Genomic DNA, 15,499 nt, shown 5'->3' on the forward strand with positions numbered 1-15,499 from the left:
CGGGCTTATTTTGAGTCTCTGCCTATATCAAGCTGAACCCGTTTCTGGCGGTTCGTGCCGGCTGCGTAAACAACCGAACGTATTGCTTTCGCAATTTTCCCGTTCCGCCCGATAACTTTTCCCATATCGTCCGGATGAACTTCCAGACGCAGGAGCAGTGAATGACCATTTTCTTCCTCAGTTACATGAACTTCTTCCGGAAAGTCAACAAGTGCTTTTGCTATAGACTCCACGAGTTCTTTCACAGTCATTCACCTCCTGCTTTAATTACTTGCCGTTTTTGGCGTTATGGAGCTGCTCCATAAGACCTTTACGGGAGAAAAGATTACGAACTGTATCAGACGGCTTTGCACCATCCAGCATCCACTTTACAGCTTTCTCTTCATCGATATTGAATTCAACCGGATCTTTAAGTGGATTATAAGTTCCTAGTTCTTCAATAGAACGTCCATCACGCGGCGCGCGGGAATCCGCTACGACCACACGGTAGAACGGAGATTTTTTTGCTCCCATTCGCTTTAGACGAATTTTAACTGCCATGTGTTTCACCTCCAAAATTGTCTCACACGATTAATTATATTAGCACACCAATCCGGATTCTACAACCCTAGTAAAGGAAAAAATCTTTACACACCTGATTTTTTTAAAAATCAAGTTGAATTGTTTACATGAAAGGCATCTTGAATCCGCCTTTTTTCTTCCCTTTCTGCATACCTGCCATCTGTTTCATCATTTTTTTCATTTCATCAAACTGTTTGATCAGGCGATTTACTTCCTGAATATTTCTTCCGCTGCCTTTTGCGATACGTCTTTTTCTGCTTGCATTTAACAGAGAAGGGTCATCCCTTTCTGCTTTTGTCATCGAACGGACGATAGCTTCGATATGGGCAATCTGTTTATCATCGACCTGCATGTTTTTCAGGCCTTTCATTTTGTTCGCTCCCGGCATCATCTGCAGAAGTTCATCGATAGGTCCCATATTCTTTACCTGGGACAGCTGGTCCAGAAAGTCGTCGAATGTAAGATCGTTCGAACGCATTTTTCGTTCCAGCTCTTTAGCCTTGTCTTCGTCCACATTCGTCTGCGCTTTTTCAATCAGACTCAGGACATCACCCATCCCAAGAATCCGTGAAGCCATCCTTTCAGGGTGAAAAGGTTCGAGAGCATCGGTTTTTTCGCCCGTTCCGGCAAATTTAATAGGCTGGCCCGTTACGGATTTAACAGAAATTGCAGCACCGCCGCGTGTATCGCCGTCCAGCTTCGTCATTACGACTCCGGTAATACCAAGCCGCTCATGAAAGCTTTCTGCAACATTCACTGCATCCTGCCCGGTCATTGCATCGACGACAAGTAAAACTTCGTCCGGCTTGACCGCAGATTTAATGTTCTCCAGTTCATCCATAAGGTTTTCATCGACGTGCAGCCGGCCGGCAGTATCAATTAGAACATAATCATTATGTTCCTCTTTTGCCCGCTCCACAGCTTTTTCCGCAATTTCTACAGGGCTTACCTGGTCACCCATCGAAAATACCGGCATATCGAGTTGTTTACCCAGTGTTTCAAGCTGCTGCACGGCAGCCGGCCGGTAAACGTCCGCCGCTGCCATCAGCGGCTTTCGATTGTGCTTTTTGCGGAGATGAAGGGCGAGTTTGCCGGTAGTTGTCGTTTTACCGGCACCCTGCAGGCCGACCATCATTACTACAGTAGGTGCTTTTTGAGCAACAGCTATTTTACTCTGTTCTCCGCCCATAAGCTGTGTTAATTCTTCATTAACCACTTTTACTACCTGCTGTCCCGGCGTCAGACTCTCCATCACTTCCTGCCCTACCGCCCGTTCTTTTACATCTTTAATAAATTGTTTTACTACCTTGAAGTTTACGTCGGCTTCCAGGAGTGCCAGACGTACTTCGCGCATCATTTCCTTGACGTCCTGTTCGGAAACCTTCCCTTTGCCTTTAATCTTTTTCATCGTTCCCTGCAGACGTTCAGCTAATCCTTCAAATGCCATGCATACGCCTCCTATTCTAAATTTTCCAAGGCGCGAACAACCTCGTCCAAATACGGATGCTCTCCTTGCTGAAGCAGCTTTTTTAATTTTTCAATTTCTGTCTTTCGTCCTTCATACTTTTTAAGAAGCTGCAGTTTCTCTTCATATTCTTCCAGCAGTACTTCGGTCCGTCGGATATTGTCGTATACTGCCTGACGGCTGATATGGAAATATTCGGCAATTTCTCCAAGTGACCAGTCATCCAGATAATACATCGACATATACTGATTCTGCTTCTCCGTTAGTAATGCATAGTAGAAATCATACAAATAGTTCATGCGAATAGTTTTATCGATCAAAGCGCCACCGCCTTGTTAAGGTGTTTTCCTTTACAAATTAATGCTACAGGATGCAGAGAATGCCTGTCAACTACGAGGTTTCTTCCTCATTCTTTCTTTCTTCAATTAAATCAGAAAAAAGACCGTTCACGTACTGTTCCGGGACAAATTTCTGCAGATCATCCAGACCTTCCCCAAGACCGACAAACTTCACGGGGATATTAAGTTCATTTCTAATAGCCATGACGATACCCCCTTTTGCTGTACCATCAAGCTTCGTCAGTACAATACCGCTTACGTCTGTAGCTTCCCCAAAAATTTTAGCCTGTGTCATCGCATTCTGGCCGGTAGTAGCATCGAGTACTAAAAGCACTTCATGGGGAGCTTCCGGTATCTCCCTTGTGAGTACCCTTTTTACTTTTTCAAGTTCTTTCATCAAATTAACTTTATTCTGGAGCCGGCCGGCTGTATCACAGATCAGAATATCGGCACCGCGGGATTTTGCAGATCGGACAGCATCATACATTACAGCTGCAGGATCCGACCCTGCCTGCTGTTTGACCACTTCCACTCCGGCCCTGCTGCCCCACACTTCCAGCTGTTCAATAGCACCGGCCCGGAAAGTATCCCCGGCGGCCAGAACCACCTTTTTATTTTCCTGTTTAAATTTATGGGCAAGTTTGCCGATAGTTGTTGTTTTTCCAACCCCGTTGACCCCGACTACGAGAATCACCGTGAGGGTATCTGTCTGCAAGTTCAGTTCCGTTTCTTCTTCCGTTTTAACAAGCAGTGCTGAAAGCTTTTCCGTTATAAGCGGCTGGAGATCCTGTGTATTTTTAATATTTCTGCGCAGAGCTTCGTCTCTCAGCTCGTCCACGAGCTCCATAGACGTACTGACACCTACGTCGGCTGTAATTAAAACTTCTTCAAGTTCTTCAAAGAACTCTTCATCCACTGTTCTGTAATCCATCATCAGTTCATTCATCGCCCCTACAAAGGAGTCTCTTGTTTTTGACAGACCATCTTTAAATTTTTCTGTTACCGAATCTGTCTGTGTCGACAGTTTATCTTTAATATTTTTAAAAAAGCTCATTTTTATTCCTCCTTAGAAGAACCGGTCCCTACCAGTTCTTTTGATTCTTCCAGTTTTACAGATACGAGGTTGGAAATACCGGACTCCTGCATCGTCACCCCATAAAGAGCATCGGCTTTTTCCATAGTACCTTTGCGGTGGGTGACAACAACAAACTGGGTGTCGCAACTGAAATCCTTTAAAAACTCGGCAAATCGGCTCACGTTTGCTTCATCGAGAGCTGCCTCCACTTCATCGAGCACGCAGAAAGGCACTGGACGTGCTTTTAATATGGAAAACAGAAGTGCTATGGCCGTCAGTGCACGCTCCCCGCCCGAAAGAAGAGCCAGGTTCTGCAGTTTCTTGCCAGGAGGCTGCGCTGAAATTTCCACTCCTGTATGAAGCAGGTCCCCGGAATTTGTCAGTTCAAGAGCTGCGTTTCCACCCCCGAACAGATCCCTGAATACTGATTGAAAATGCTGCTGTATACTGTTGAACGTATATTCAAAGCGGCTGACCATTTCATCATCCATCTCACGAATAATATTGGTTAAGGTAGCTTTTGCTTCTTCGAGATCTTCTTTTTGACCGTTCAAAAAATCAAATCTTTCTTTTACCCTTTCAAATTCATCAATTGCTCCTGTATTTACTTCTCCCAGCTCACTGATCCCCATTTTCAGAAGCCGTACTTTGGACTGTGCTTCTTCAAGCGGGAGTGAGAGGCGGTATCGCTGCTCTGCTGCCTGAAATGAAAGCTCATATTCCTGTTGAAGATGATTCAGGCGGTGGTCAAGCTCCATGTCAAGGCGATTTACCTCGAGCTGTCTGTTATGAATCTGTTCCTGCAGGTACGTATCCTGACTGGCGTTTTCTTTTAATTCGCTTTCTACTTCCTGAAGTCGCTTTTCCTGCTCTGTACGATTTTCACGCAGGTTTTTAAGCTTTGAAGCGAGTTCGCTCTTCCTTGCTTTTTTCTCCATAAGAATATCTTCAACCGAAGAAGCATCGGAAGACCTCTCGTTTAATTCTGCTTCCAAAAGACTGTTTGCTTCATCTTTTTCTGCAATTTCTTCCGAAAGTTCTTTCAGCTCCCGCCGGATTCGTTGAAGGTTTTCCTGCTGATTAGCGGCCTGCTCTTCCTCTTTAGCATACGTAACCTGCAGGGAAGTACTTCTTTGAACGAGTTGAGCTTTGTCAGTTTCTTCTTTTTCACGATTCTCTGAGAGCTTACGAATTTTTTCATCCATCGATTCCAGCTTTCTGTTCAGCTGATCCACTTCTCTCGTAAGTTTTTGGAGATTATGCTTTCGGTTATGCTGTTCCTCCATTGTTTCTTTCGTTTCCATGTCGTAAATTCGCAGCTTCTCCTGCAGAGAAGACCCGGTGACTCTGAATTCTTCCAGCTCTGTTTTCATCCTCAGCTCTTCGTCACGGTTTTTCTCTCCGCTTTGTTTAATTTCCTGAAGTTCATTTTCCAGTTCTTTTCTTTTCGATTTCCAGGCTCGGACACCGGCTTCCAATTCGGTTGTTTTTTCGTTCATAGAACTGATTTTTTCTTTCAATGATTCCAGCTCTTTTTGACGTCCGAGAAGCTGTGTCTGTTTTTTATGAAGACTCCCCCCTGTCATAGAACCTCCAGGGTTTAAGATATCGCCTTCCAGCGTTACGATACGGTACCGGTAATTTACGGCCTTCGCCAGACTTTCAGCTGATTGTAAATCGGAGGCAATCAGGACGTTTCCAAGCAGGTGCCGCATGACATGACGATACTTGTCCTCCGTTTCCACGAGTTCACTGGCCACCCCGGTAAAAGCATCGAATTTACGCACTTTATCCAGATCTGTTTCGGAGATGAACCTGGATTTTACAGTGTCTAATGGCAGGAAAGTCGCCCGTCCAAGGTTTTTGCTTTTCAAGTATTGAATTGCCTTTCTTCCGGCAGCTTCATTTTCCACCACTACATGCTGCTGGCTCGCCCCGAGTGCTGTTTCCACTGCTCTCCCAAGCTTTTCCGGTACAGAAATAAGTTCAGCAACCGCCCCGCGCACGCCGGAAAAGTCCCGGTCTCTTTCTTTAAGGATATGTTTTACACCTGTAAAAAAACCTGTGTATTCCTGCTGCATACTTTCCAGCGTATCACGCTTTGCTTCCATTTGCTGCAGGTGACGGAGTCCTTCATAATAAAGGCTTTCTTTTTCCTCATTTTGACGGAGCATACTTTCAAATGCTTTCTTCTTTTCATACCATCGGCTCGTAAGCGCTTCTACTTTTTCTTTGGCAGCCTTATGTTTGTTTTCTTTTTCCTGGAGTTTCTGTTCAAAAGCCTGCCGCTGCTTCAGAACGTCGGCGTTCTCTTTTTCTCTCCTGTTCAAGTATTCTTCAGCTTTTAAAATCTGTTCTTCTGTGTAGCGCCTTTCGTTATCGAGTGAGGTTTTTTCATTGAGAAGATCAATGTACTTCGATTTCAGTTCTTCAAGCTGTTGTTCCTTATTTTCCCCGAGCTCGTTGAGTTTTTCCTGGACCTTCCTTAATTCTGCTTTCGTATTATCAAGCTCTGAAACTGTTTTCTTCAGCACACTTTCTTCCCGTTTCAATGATTCGTCAAGCACGCTTCTTTTCTGCTGAAGCACTTCTATTTCTCTACGGTACTGCTGGCGGTTTTGGGAGTAATGCTTTTTACGCTCTTTCCAAAGCTCCTTAAGACCTTCCTGTTTTTCAACCTCTTCACTTATTTCAAGCAGATCGTGCTGTTGCTTCTCCACTTCCTTATCAAGAGTCCTCATTAATTTTCTGGCGGAAACCTGCTTTTCTTCTATTTTAGAAATTTTTGATTCATGACGGGCTTTTCTAGTTTCGAGTTCTTCTAATTTTTCTTTTTCAGCTGTCCATTCTTTATGCTTTTCTTTAACTTCGTGAACAAGTACAGCTGCCTCAATTTGTTTCAGCTCTTCCTTCTGTGCCAGATATTCTTTTGCTGCAGAAGCCTGTTCCTCCAGCGGCTGGACTTGAGCATCCAGCTCGTGAAGTATATCTCTGACTCTTTTAAGGTTTTCTTCAGTATCCAGCAGCTTTTTTTCGGACTGCTGTTTGCGCTGCTTGTATTTTCTTACGCCGGCAGCTTCTTCAAAAATGGCACGTCTGTCCTCTGCTTTACTGCTTAATATTTCTTCTACCCGTCCCTGCCCGATGATTGAAAAGGATTCGCGGCCGATGCCTGAATCCATAAATAAATCTATAATATCCTTTAAGCGGCAGGATTGACCGTTTATTAAATACTCGCTGTCCCCTGTCCGGAATACTCTTCTTGTGACGGCTACTTCTGTGTAGTCCACCGCCAGCTTCTGCTGTTCATTATTCAAAATCAGTGAAATTTCCGCCATATTCAGGGGCGGTCTTGTTTCACTTCCTGAAAAAATGACATCCTCCATTTTTGCTCCCCGCAGGTTGCGCGCAGACTGTTCACCCAGTACCCAGCGGACGGCATCCGAAATATTACTTTTTCCACTGCCGTTTGGACCGACCACTGCCGTTACTCCTTCTTCAAACTCCACGTGCACCAGATCTGCAAAAGATTTAAATCCTGCGAGTTCAAGCCTTTTAAGGAACATGTCACTCACCTCTACCTTCTATTCATGAGTTATATAGTGCTAACCAAGCTATTTTATCATACATTAAAGGGCAGTTTAACTAGCTTTTACATCGTGACGGGGAAATGGCTGTTATGCTCCTCTTTCTCATGTTAAGATAAAAGCAAGGTGGCAGCTGCTTACGGTTAAACAGGCTGTTCGCTGTGTTAGAAGGCAGCGTTATAGTTAGTTGAAACAGCTTCAGCTTATAATTAAATATAATCAATAGAAAGGGTGATAAATTTGAAGGATACGGATGTAAAAAAAGAAGAAATGGCACAAATGATAGAAGATATAAAAGATAAGCTCCAGATCGTTAATGGAGGAGCTATGAAAGCAGAATTTTATGGTGCCGAGAAGTACGATGAAATAAAAGAAATTCACGATATGGTTATGTCCAAACCAAACTTCAGCGTTAACGAAATGGATGCCATCGTCTCTGAACTTGGAAATATGCGTAATCAGTAAAAGATCAGAAAGTAGGTTTTTTATGGAAAACGGAGATTTAGTCCGCTGCACTTACAAAACCGGCGGCTATATTGGAGAAATTATCAGTCAGTCTCCTGGTTCAAAAACTGCGGTCGTTAAGATTCTGGCAGTAACCAAGCATCCGCGTCAAGGTGACCTTCATAATCCAAATCAGGTGGACGTACCTCTTTTTCATGAAAGAAAAGCATTGAGTTATACGGAGAAAGCTAATATTCCTGTAACTCATTTAAAACCTTTCGAAGGAGATCCTCCTTCCTATGAAGAATCTCTGCGGCAAGCCGCGGATACGTATGCGGCAGAACTCCGCAGTAATGATTCCGACTTCTCGAAAGCATGCTTCAGCGCACTTCAGCGGGTCCGGGAGGAGTACCGGGTTTAATGAAGGGCTCTGTAAAGTTAATTAAGGCTTTTTCAAACGGTTATGAATGCTTTTAAAGCTTTTTAACAGTACGCTGTGGACGACTGAAGAAAAAAGCCTCGAGCGCTCTAAAAAACACCGCGCAGTATCAGAACTAAACAGTAAAAGCGTGATCTATCAGCACTGTGCAGGTGCTCATAGATCACGCTTTTTTATTTATTCCTCATTGTTCAGCTTTTCGAGCGCTTTCTGGGCAGCCATCTGCTCCGCTTCTTTTTTGGACTTGCCGGTTCCTGTGCCGAGAGGCTCTTCGTCCAGCTGGACTTCGGATACAAACTCCCGGGAATGGGCAGGGCCTTTTTCCTGCACAATATGATACTGCACCTGTCCCTGGGTTTCCCGCTGAATCAGTTCCTGAAGCTGACTCTTAAAATCCATCATATGGGAAAACTCACCGTCATGAATTTTCGGATAAACGTACTTCTCCAAAAATCCGTAAACTGCTTCCATTCCTGAATCCAGATACAATGCGCCTATAAACGCTTCAAATACATCCGCAAGAAGTGCAGGACGCTCCCTGCCACCCGTCATTTCTTCTCCTTTACCGAGCAGCACATAGTCACCAAAATGCAGCTCTTCTGCATTTTTAGCAAGAGAAGGCTCACATACGATAGCAGCTCTGAGTTTGGTCATCTCTCCCTCACTCATATGTTCAAAAAGTTTAAATAAATACTGTGAGATGGCCAATTCCAAAACTGCATCGCCTAAAAATTCAAGTCTTTCGTTGTCATCGTGCGGACGGATCCTATGTTCGTTTACGTAGGAAGAATGTGTAAAAGCCTGAATAAACAGATCTTCTTTTTCAAAAGATACTTCAATAGACTCCAGAAACTGCCTGTATTTAGCTTTTTGTGCCTGAGTCATCTGAAGTTTTTTTCCTTGACGTTTCATACCCCGCCTGTAAATTTTTCTTGATTGCTGCATGCAAACCCCCACCAGTTTCTTTTTTCGTATAAGCCGGCAGTACGAGAGAATCAATCAGGGCGATCCGGTGGATACCGGGATCACCCTGCAGTTATTACTGATGATTCTCTATGTAGTCAATGACATCACCGACTGTAGCGATCTTCTCTGCGTCTTCGTCAGAGATTTCCAGATCAAACTCGTCTTCAAGCTCCATAACAAGTTCTACTACGTCAAGAGAGTCAGCACCCAGATCATCTTTAAATGTAGCTTCGCGCTTTACTTCTGATTCGTCAACTCCGAGGCGCTCGGATACGATTTTGGAAATGCGTTCCTGATTCGTTGCCATGTCTTTCACCTCCTTACGTCATTATAGGATAAAGCCCGGCGAAATGCCAGACACTTTTACGGCATATACATTCCACCATCGACGTGAAGTGTCTGCCCAGTCATATACTCGCTGTCAGCAGATGCCAGAAAACGGACAATTCGTGCTACGTCCTCCGGCTGCCCGAGTTTCCCTAGAGGAATCTGGCTGTAGAGTGCCTCTTTTGATTCCTCCGGCAGCTCCTCTGTCATTTCTGTAGAAATAAAGCCCGGTGAAACGGCATTCACGAGAATGTTCCGGTTTGCCAATTCCCGTGCGAGCGACTTAGTTAACCCTATCACTCCTGCTTTGCTGGCTGCGTAATTAGCCTGGCCGGCGTTTCCAAGCGCCCCCACCACTGAAGAAATGTTAATTATTCTCCCGGAACGTTGTTTCATCATAGGACGGGTTACAGCTTTCGAACAATTGAAAACACCTTTAAGATTTGTATTTATAACAGCATCAAAATCTTCTTCCTTCATGCGCATTACAAGGTTATCTCTTGTAATACCAGCATTGTTTACGAGTATATCTATACTTCCAAATGTTTTGACGACTTCTTTCACCATATTTTGTGCTGCTTCCCCATCAGCCACATCCGCCTGAACAGCATAAGCTTCCACACCGTGTTTCCTGCATTCTTCGACAGTGTTTTCTGCCTTTTCCCTGTTTCCGGAATAATTAACGGCAACGTTCACCCCTTTTTCAGCAAGTTCAAGGCAGACCGCCCTTCCAATGCCTCTTGAACCACCTGTGACGAGTGCATTCAACCCTTTCATTTCTCTTCCTCCTTTAAATGCTCTACAGCTTTCTCCAATGTTTCTTTGTCATAGACAGGAAGTGTTACTGCCTGACGGGATACTTTTTTCACGAGGCCGCTGAGCACTTTCCCAGGCCCTGCTTCAATAAACGTGTCCACGCCCTGATCGAGCAGGTACCTTATTGTGTCCTCCCAGAGCACGGGGGATGATATTTGTTCTGTTAAAGCTTTTGTTACATTTTCTTTCGTAACCGGCCTTCCCGTTACATTGGCGATCACCTGCATACTCTGCCCGTTGACATCCATATGCGCAAGTTCCGGCTTCATTTTTTCGGCTGCCGGCTGCATCAGACTGGAATGAAACGGGCCGCTCACCTGCAGAAGCATTGCTCTTCTCGCCCCTGCTTCTTTAGCAAGTTCCACGGCACGGTTAACTCCTTCAACACTTCCGGAAATGACAATCTGACCGGGACAGTTGAAGTTGGCCGGCTCGACAACACCTGCTTCTTCAGAAGCCTGCTTCGTAACCTTTTCAAGCTTGTCACGATCGAGCCCCAGAATGGCAGCCATCGTTCCTTTGCCTTCTGGTACTGCTTCTTCCATAAACTGGCCGCGTTTACGAACTACCTGTACGGTTTCCGTAAACGAGAGTGTGCCTGAAGCTGTAAGTGCGCTGTATTCACCGAGACTGTGTCCGGCTGTGTAAGAAGCTTTCACACCCTGGCTTTCAAGCACTTTCCATGCTGCCAAACTCGCAGTCAGCAGAGCAGGCTGTGTATTTTCTGTACGTTTTAGAATTGCTTCTTCTCCATTGAATATCATTTCAGAAAAATGTTCTCCAAGAGCATGATCCGCCATTTCAAACACTTTTTTTGCTTCAGGGTATTTTTCTGCAAGCTCCTGACCCATTCCAATATGCTGAGCTCCCTGTCCCGGGAAAATTACTGCTGTTTTTTTCATAGCTGCTCCTCCGATTTTTTTGTGGCTTCTATCGTCTCACGGATCGTGTCGATTACTTTTTCGTCGTGCATCGTCTTAGCCTGACGGACAGCACTGAAAAATGCCTGGGCATCTGAAGAACCGTGCGCTTTAATAACAGGCGCATTCAAACCGAACAGACCTGCTCCACCATATTCGGAGTAGTCCATTTTATTTTTCACCCGTTTAAACGCCGGTTTAAGAACTCCGGCCGCCAGTTTGTTTTTAAGAGAAGAAGTCAGTTCATCTTTTAACAGGGCAAAAAGAGATAATGCTGTGCCTTCAATTGTCTTTAACACAAGATTACCTGAAAATCCGTCACAGACAACTACATCCGCCGCCCCGTCCAGGAGGTCCCGGGCCTCTACATTACCGATAAAATTCAGGGGCATTTTTTCCAGTTCCTCGTATGCTGCTTTAGCAAGTTCCGTGCCCTTTCCGGCCTCGGCCCCGACGTTCAGCAGGCCGATTCTCGGAGAGTCCATTCCCCGCACGTTGCGCATATAAACATCGCCCATTAAAGCATACTGTACAAGATGTGCCGGCTTAGCCTCCATATTCGCTCCTACGTCCAGCAGTAGAAAACCTTTTCCTTCCATGGTTGGAAGCATTGGAGAAAGAGCCGGCCTTTCAATGCCTCTAGTTCGTCCGATAATGAGGAGCCCGGCTGTCATAAGTGCTCCGGTGTTTCCTGCTGAAACAGCCGCATCCGCTTTTCCATCTTTTACAAGCTGTACCGCCTGCACCATCGATGCATCTTTTTTACGGCGTACTGCTTTTACAGGTGAATCGTCGGCATCAATCACAGTTGTAGTATGGATGATTTTGACCCGGTCCGACTGTTCGATATAAGGAGTAATTTTATCCTTGTCACCAATTAGAATTACCTGCAGATCTTTATATGTATCAAGAGCTGTGATGCAGCCCTGCAAAACACTTTCCGGGGCATTATCGCCGCCCATAGCATCCACTGCTAAACGCATTTTTATTCCCCGCCTTCTGCATAGTCTTCACGGAACATGGAAAAACGGCCTTCAAAAACAAGTGACTGTTCTACGAAGCTTTCAACTGTGACGTCCGTCCGGTTCCGGCGGATATCAACTACCTTCGCTTTAGCGATTACTCGTTCTCCTGCTGAAACCTGCCGTTTAAAGGAAATTTCGGCATTAGCAGTAAGAGCCAGTTCATCATTGATTACTGCTACAGCGAGAGAGTTCGCCTGGGCGAACAAATGGTGGCCTCTTGCTATATTGTTTCTGGAAAAAACATGCTCCTGCTTTATATCCAAAATAGAAATCGCATATTTATCCAGTTCGAGGTCTATAATTTCTCCAATAATTTCTTCTTCAGGCAGAGCCCTCACTGGATCGTACTGTTTTTGAGCGACATCTTTGATGCGCTCCCTGACTTCGGGAATGTTCATTTCCAGTCGATCAAGCCTGATCGTCTGCACACTCACCTGAAACAAGGAAGCCAGAGCTTCATCTGTAATAAACGGATCTTCTTTAATCCGCTCCTGCAGCTTCGGCTGGCGCTGCTTTTTGGTCCATTTCATAGATTCATCACTTCCAAGCTCATAGGACTAGGTACTAATTGTAGTATATAGATAACACCTTCCATTTTCAACTGGAAGATGTTAATCAATTTTATCGGTATTCAATATACCTTCCTCTTCAAGTGCCTGCCGCAGAGCACTGTATACCCCTGAATTCCAGAATGCTTTCGATTCTATCATTTTAGCTGCATCCTGACGGGCTACTTCCAGCGTTCGATAGTCCTCTACAATGTCTGCTACTCTCATTTCGGGGAGTCCGCTCTGCTTCACGCCAAAGAAATCTCCAGGCCCGCGAAGCTCCAGGTCTCGCTGGGAAAGTTCAAATCCGTCATTCGTTTCTGTCATGATACTCATTCTTTCTTTTCCGGAATCGGACTTTGGATCAGCAAGAAGGATACAGTATGACTGATCAGCTCCTCTTCCTACACGTCCCCGGAGCTGGTGAAGCTGAGCGAGTCCGAATCTATTGGCATCATATATAACCATCACAGTAGCATTCGGAACATTCACTCCTACTTCAACGACCGTAGTAGATACGAGGATCTGTATCTCATTTTCTGCAAACTGCTGCATAATCTCCTCTTTTTCATCAGCAGGCAGCCTGCCGTGCATAAGGCCGGTTTTTACATCGGGAAGAAATTCCTGAATATGAGCATGCAGATCTATTGCATTCTGAACGTCCAGTTTATCTGATTCTTCAATGAGAGGACATATTACGTACGCCTGATGGCCGGCTTTTGTCTGCTTTTCAATAAAATTAAGTACTCGGGGAAGCGTATCCGGCTTCGCCCAATAAGTTTCTATCGTTTTCCGGCCGGCCGGCATTTCATCAATGGTAGACACGTCCATATCACCAAAAGCTGTAATCGCCAGCGTTCTAGGTATTGGAGTGGCTGTCATAAAGAGAACATCCGGTTTAAGTCCTTTATCCCGGAGTACCCGTCTCTGCGAAACACCAAAACGGTGCTGTTCATCTGTAATGACTAAGCCGAGATTTTTAAAGTCCACACCTTCCTGAATGAGAGCGTGGGTACCGATAATAATATCAATATCTCCAGCCGCGAGTTTTTCAAGCGTTTCTCTGCGTTCTTTAACTTTCGAAGATCCTGACAAGTGTCCAATGTTAACCGGCAGATCTTTAAATAGACTTTTTAAGGAGTCTGTATGCTGCTCCGCCAGAATTTCTGTTGGAACCATCAGCGCCCCCTGACATCCGGCAAGTACGGAGGCGTATAAAGCTGCAGCAGCTACTACTGTTTTTCCAGAACCTACATCACCCTGCAGCAGACGGTTCATACGGTAAGGCGAATATAAGTCTGCAAGTATTTCTGTTAATACACGGTGCTGGGCATTGGTAAGTGAAAAAGACAGTTCATTAATAAAATTCTGGAGTTGTTCCTCATTCCATGTTTTTGAAACGCCGTCTGTAGATTCACGTGTGCGTTTTCTGAAATACTGCATTTTCAGCTGAAAAAGCAGCAGCTCCTCGTAAACCATCCGCCTTTTAGCCTGTTTGAACATATCCATATCCTGGGGATAATGAAGATAATAACAGGCTTCATTCCGAGGCATCAGCCTGTATTTCTCAAGTATTGATGCTGGAAGCAGTTCTTTAATTTCTCCTCCGTAATCTTCAAAAGCACCGGCAATCCACTTCCTGAGTGATGTAAGCTTCACATCCCCTTTCAGGGGATATACCGGTTCCAGCGACCCATCTGATGTCGGTGTTTTAACGATGGCTCCATTCACCATAAGACGGTGGCGGTCAAATTTTCCGTGAAAAATAAGATTCTGCCCTACCTCAATCTGCCGTTTCAGGAAAGGCTGGTTAAAAAATACAGCTTGAACGAGAAAACCGTCCACGAGCACGCGAACGGTCAAACGGGACTTCTTTTTTCCGTAAAACCTTAATTCCGGGTAACTGTGAACGGTCCCCTGAAGAGTTACACGTTCTTCATGCTGTACTTCTTCCAGACGCCGGACCGAAAAATCTTCATACCGGAAAGGAAAATAAAATAACAAATCTTTCACCGTATGAATTTCCATTAAGGACATCTGCTCCGCCGCTCTCGCACCAATTCCTTTAACTGCATGCACCGGCACGTCCATTCCCGCAGTTCCTGGCATTACTTACCTGCACCGAATATTTCTTGTTTATACCGGTTTCCGGTCGGCGTAGCTGCGAGACCACCATCGCCGGTTTCTTTCAAAGCTGTCGGCATATTTTCACCAATCCGGTACATTGCGTCGATTACTTCATCGCACGGAATACGGCTTTCTATTCCGGCAAGTGCGAGGTCGGCTGCGACAAGAGCGTGGGAAGCACCAAAAGCATTTCTCTTCACACACGGTACTTCGACGAGTCCGGCAACAGGATCACAAACAAGACCAAGCATATTTTTCAAAGCCATGGCCATCGCCTGGGAAGACTGGCGAGGGGTTCCTCCAGCCATTTCCACAATAGCTGCGGCAGCCATACCTGTAGCCGAACCTACTTCTGCCTGACATCCTCCTGCAGCACCGGAAATAGAAGCGTTATTTGCCGTAATAAATCCAAAAGCCCCACTCACAAATAAATATCGTATCATTTCATCTCTCGTCGGATTCAATTTCTCTTTTACTGCAAACAACGTGCCCGGCACTACCCCTGCTGCTCCTGCAGTTGGTGTTGCACAGATCGTTCCCATAGCCGCGTTAACTTCGTTAGTGGACATTGCTTTTGCAACGGCATCCATCGTCAGATTTCCGGAAAGGGTATCGTTCAGCATCATATATTCATGAAGCTTTTTTCCGTCTCCTCCCGTTAGTCCGGAAACAGAGCGCACGCTTTCTGTTATGCCTCTGTTTACAGCCCGCTCCATCACGTCCAGATTTCTTTCCATCTGGTTATAAATATCTTCCCTTGACCTGTCGTGTACTTTCATTTCCTGACGTATCATTACTTCGGAAATTTTTATACCTTCCCGTTCTGCTTTCTGAACGAGTTCTTCTGCTGTTTTAAACATT

General features: G+C 45.2%; 16 protein-coding genes. 2 read left to right on the top strand and 14 right to left on the bottom strand.

Annotation, left to right across the window (positions count from 1 at the left end):
• Positions 1-5 precede the first annotated feature (5 nt).
• The 6 genes from C6Y45_RS04840 to smc form a co-directional block, all read right to left on the bottom strand.
• On the bottom strand, positions 6-245 hold the full coding sequence (locus tag C6Y45_RS04840) for a KH domain-containing protein (RefSeq protein ID WP_107583905.1): 240 nt from the start codon (positions 243-245) through the stop codon (positions 6-8).
• A gap of 22 nt (positions 246-267) precedes the next feature.
• Positions 268-540 (bottom strand): 30S ribosomal protein S16, encoded by a 273-nt coding sequence (rpsP, locus tag C6Y45_RS04845; protein WP_107583906.1) that lies wholly within the window; start codon positions 538-540, stop codon positions 268-270.
• 124 nt (positions 541-664) lie between these two features.
• Positions 665-2,008 (bottom strand): signal recognition particle protein, encoded by a 1,344-nt coding sequence (gene ffh, locus C6Y45_RS04850; protein WP_107583907.1) that lies wholly within the window; start codon positions 2,006-2,008, stop codon positions 665-667.
• Between the two features lie 11 nt (positions 2,009-2,019).
• Positions 2,020-2,346: a putative DNA-binding protein gene (locus C6Y45_RS04855; protein WP_107583908.1), complete on the bottom strand. Its 327-nt coding sequence runs from the start codon at positions 2,344-2,346 to the stop codon at positions 2,020-2,022.
• 70 nt (positions 2,347-2,416) lie between these two features.
• Positions 2,417-3,418: a signal recognition particle-docking protein FtsY gene (ftsY, locus tag C6Y45_RS04860; RefSeq protein ID WP_107583909.1), complete on the bottom strand. Its 1,002-nt coding sequence runs from the start codon at positions 3,416-3,418 to the stop codon at positions 2,417-2,419.
• Between the two features lie 2 nt (positions 3,419-3,420).
• Positions 3,421-7,005, bottom strand: a complete 3,585-nt coding sequence (gene smc / locus C6Y45_RS04865) for a chromosome segregation protein SMC (RefSeq protein WP_107583910.1) — start codon at positions 7,003-7,005, stop codon at positions 3,421-3,423.
• Positions 7,006-7,257: 252 nt separating this feature from the next.
• Here smc and C6Y45_RS04870 point away from each other — a divergent pair, with 252 nt between their 5' ends.
• A complete protein-coding gene (locus C6Y45_RS04870) occupies positions 7,258-7,491 on the top strand; it encodes a DUF1128 domain-containing protein (RefSeq protein WP_425427849.1) in 234 nt (77 codons plus the stop codon).
• 22 nt (positions 7,492-7,513) lie between these two features.
• Positions 7,514-7,891 (top strand): kinase-associated lipoprotein KapB, encoded by a 378-nt coding sequence (kapB, locus tag C6Y45_RS04875; RefSeq protein WP_107583911.1) that lies wholly within the window; start codon positions 7,514-7,516, stop codon positions 7,889-7,891.
• A 195-nt stretch (positions 7,892-8,086) separates the two neighbouring features.
• On the opposite strand, the gene rnc is transcribed toward kapB, so the two are convergent.
• The 8 genes from rnc to sdaAA form a co-directional block, all read right to left on the bottom strand.
• Positions 8,087-8,854: a ribonuclease III gene (gene rnc, locus C6Y45_RS04880; RefSeq protein ID WP_107583912.1), complete on the bottom strand. Its 768-nt coding sequence runs from the start codon at positions 8,852-8,854 to the stop codon at positions 8,087-8,089.
• 94 nt (positions 8,855-8,948) lie between these two features.
• Positions 8,949-9,182 carry an acyl carrier protein gene (gene acpP / locus C6Y45_RS04885; protein ID WP_107583913.1) on the bottom strand — a complete coding sequence of 78 codons (234 nt, stop codon included), beginning with the start codon at positions 9,180-9,182 and terminating at the stop codon, positions 8,949-8,951.
• A 56-nt stretch (positions 9,183-9,238) separates the two neighbouring features.
• A complete protein-coding gene (fabG, locus tag C6Y45_RS04890) occupies positions 9,239-9,979 on the bottom strand; it encodes a 3-oxoacyl-[acyl-carrier-protein] reductase (protein WP_107583914.1) in 741 nt (246 codons plus the stop codon).
• Positions 9,976-10,920 carry an ACP S-malonyltransferase gene (fabD, locus tag C6Y45_RS04895; protein ID WP_107583915.1) on the bottom strand — a complete coding sequence of 315 codons (945 nt, stop codon included), beginning with the start codon at positions 10,918-10,920 and terminating at the stop codon, positions 9,976-9,978. The genes fabG and fabD overlap by 4 nt, the downstream gene beginning before the upstream one ends.
• Positions 10,917-11,921 carry a phosphate acyltransferase PlsX gene (gene plsX / locus C6Y45_RS04900; RefSeq protein WP_107583916.1) on the bottom strand — a complete coding sequence of 335 codons (1,005 nt, stop codon included), beginning with the start codon at positions 11,919-11,921 and terminating at the stop codon, positions 10,917-10,919. Before plsX ends, fabD begins: the two co-directional genes overlap by 4 nt.
• Before the next feature lie 2 nt (positions 11,922-11,923).
• On the bottom strand, positions 11,924-12,493 hold the full coding sequence (fapR, locus tag C6Y45_RS04905) for a transcription factor FapR (RefSeq protein WP_107583917.1): 570 nt from the start codon (positions 12,491-12,493) through the stop codon (positions 11,924-11,926).
• Between the two features lie 81 nt (positions 12,494-12,574).
• Positions 12,575-14,620, bottom strand: coding sequence for an ATP-dependent DNA helicase RecG (gene recG / locus C6Y45_RS04910; protein ID WP_245922564.1), 2,046 nt, complete (start codon positions 14,618-14,620; stop codon positions 12,575-12,577).
• Entirely contained in the window at positions 14,620-15,498 is an 879-nt protein-coding gene (gene sdaAA / locus C6Y45_RS04915; protein WP_107583918.1) for an L-serine ammonia-lyase, iron-sulfur-dependent, subunit alpha, read from the bottom strand. Before sdaAA ends, recG begins: the two co-directional genes overlap by 1 nt.
• Between the last annotated feature and the right edge of the window lies 1 nt (position 15,499).

Origin of the sequence: Alkalicoccus saliphilus, from assembly GCF_003044065.1 — a bacterium.
Lineage (GTDB): Bacteria > Bacillota > Bacilli > Bacillales > Salisediminibacteriaceae > Alkalicoccus > Alkalicoccus saliphilus.

Bases quoted from the DNA above. Each gene is read 5' to 3' on its own strand.
- kapB (WP_107583911.1), top strand. From the start codon at position 7,514: ATGGAAAACGGAGATTTAGTCCGCTGCACTTACAAAACCGGCGGCTAT.
- smc (WP_107583910.1), bottom strand. From the start codon at position 7,005: ATGTTCCTTAAAAGGCTTGAACTCGCAGGATTTAAATCTTTTGCAGAT.
- ftsY (WP_107583909.1), bottom strand. From the start codon at position 3,418: ATGAGCTTTTTTAAAAATATTAAAGATAAACTGTCGACACAGACAGAT.
- rnc (WP_107583912.1), bottom strand. From the start codon at position 8,854: ATGCAGCAATCAAGAAAAATTTACAGGCGGGGTATGAAACGTCAAGGA.
- fabD (WP_107583915.1), bottom strand. From the start codon at position 10,920: ATGAAAAAAACAGCAGTAATTTTCCCGGGACAGGGAGCTCAGCATATT.
- recG (WP_245922564.1), bottom strand. From the start codon at position 14,620: ATGCCAGGAACTGCGGGAATGGACGTGCCGGTGCATGCAGTTAAAGGA.
- fabG (WP_107583914.1), bottom strand. From the start codon at position 9,979: ATGAAAGGGTTGAATGCACTCGTCACAGGTGGTTCAAGAGGCATTGGA.
- rpsP (WP_107583906.1), bottom strand. From the start codon at position 540: ATGGCAGTTAAAATTCGTCTAAAGCGAATGGGAGCAAAAAAATCTCCG.
- acpP (WP_107583913.1), bottom strand. From the start codon at position 9,182: ATGGCAACGAATCAGGAACGCATTTCCAAAATCGTATCCGAGCGCCTC.
- sdaAA (WP_107583918.1), bottom strand. From the start codon at position 15,498: ATGTTTAAAACAGCAGAAGAACTCGTTCAGAAAGCAGAACGGGAAGGT.
- fapR (WP_107583917.1), bottom strand. From the start codon at position 12,493: ATGAAATGGACCAAAAAGCAGCGCCAGCCGAAGCTGCAGGAGCGGATT.
- plsX (WP_107583916.1), bottom strand. From the start codon at position 11,921: ATGCGTTTAGCAGTGGATGCTATGGGCGGCGATAATGCCCCGGAAAGT.
- ffh (WP_107583907.1), bottom strand. From the start codon at position 2,008: ATGGCATTTGAAGGATTAGCTGAACGTCTGCAGGGAACGATGAAAAAG.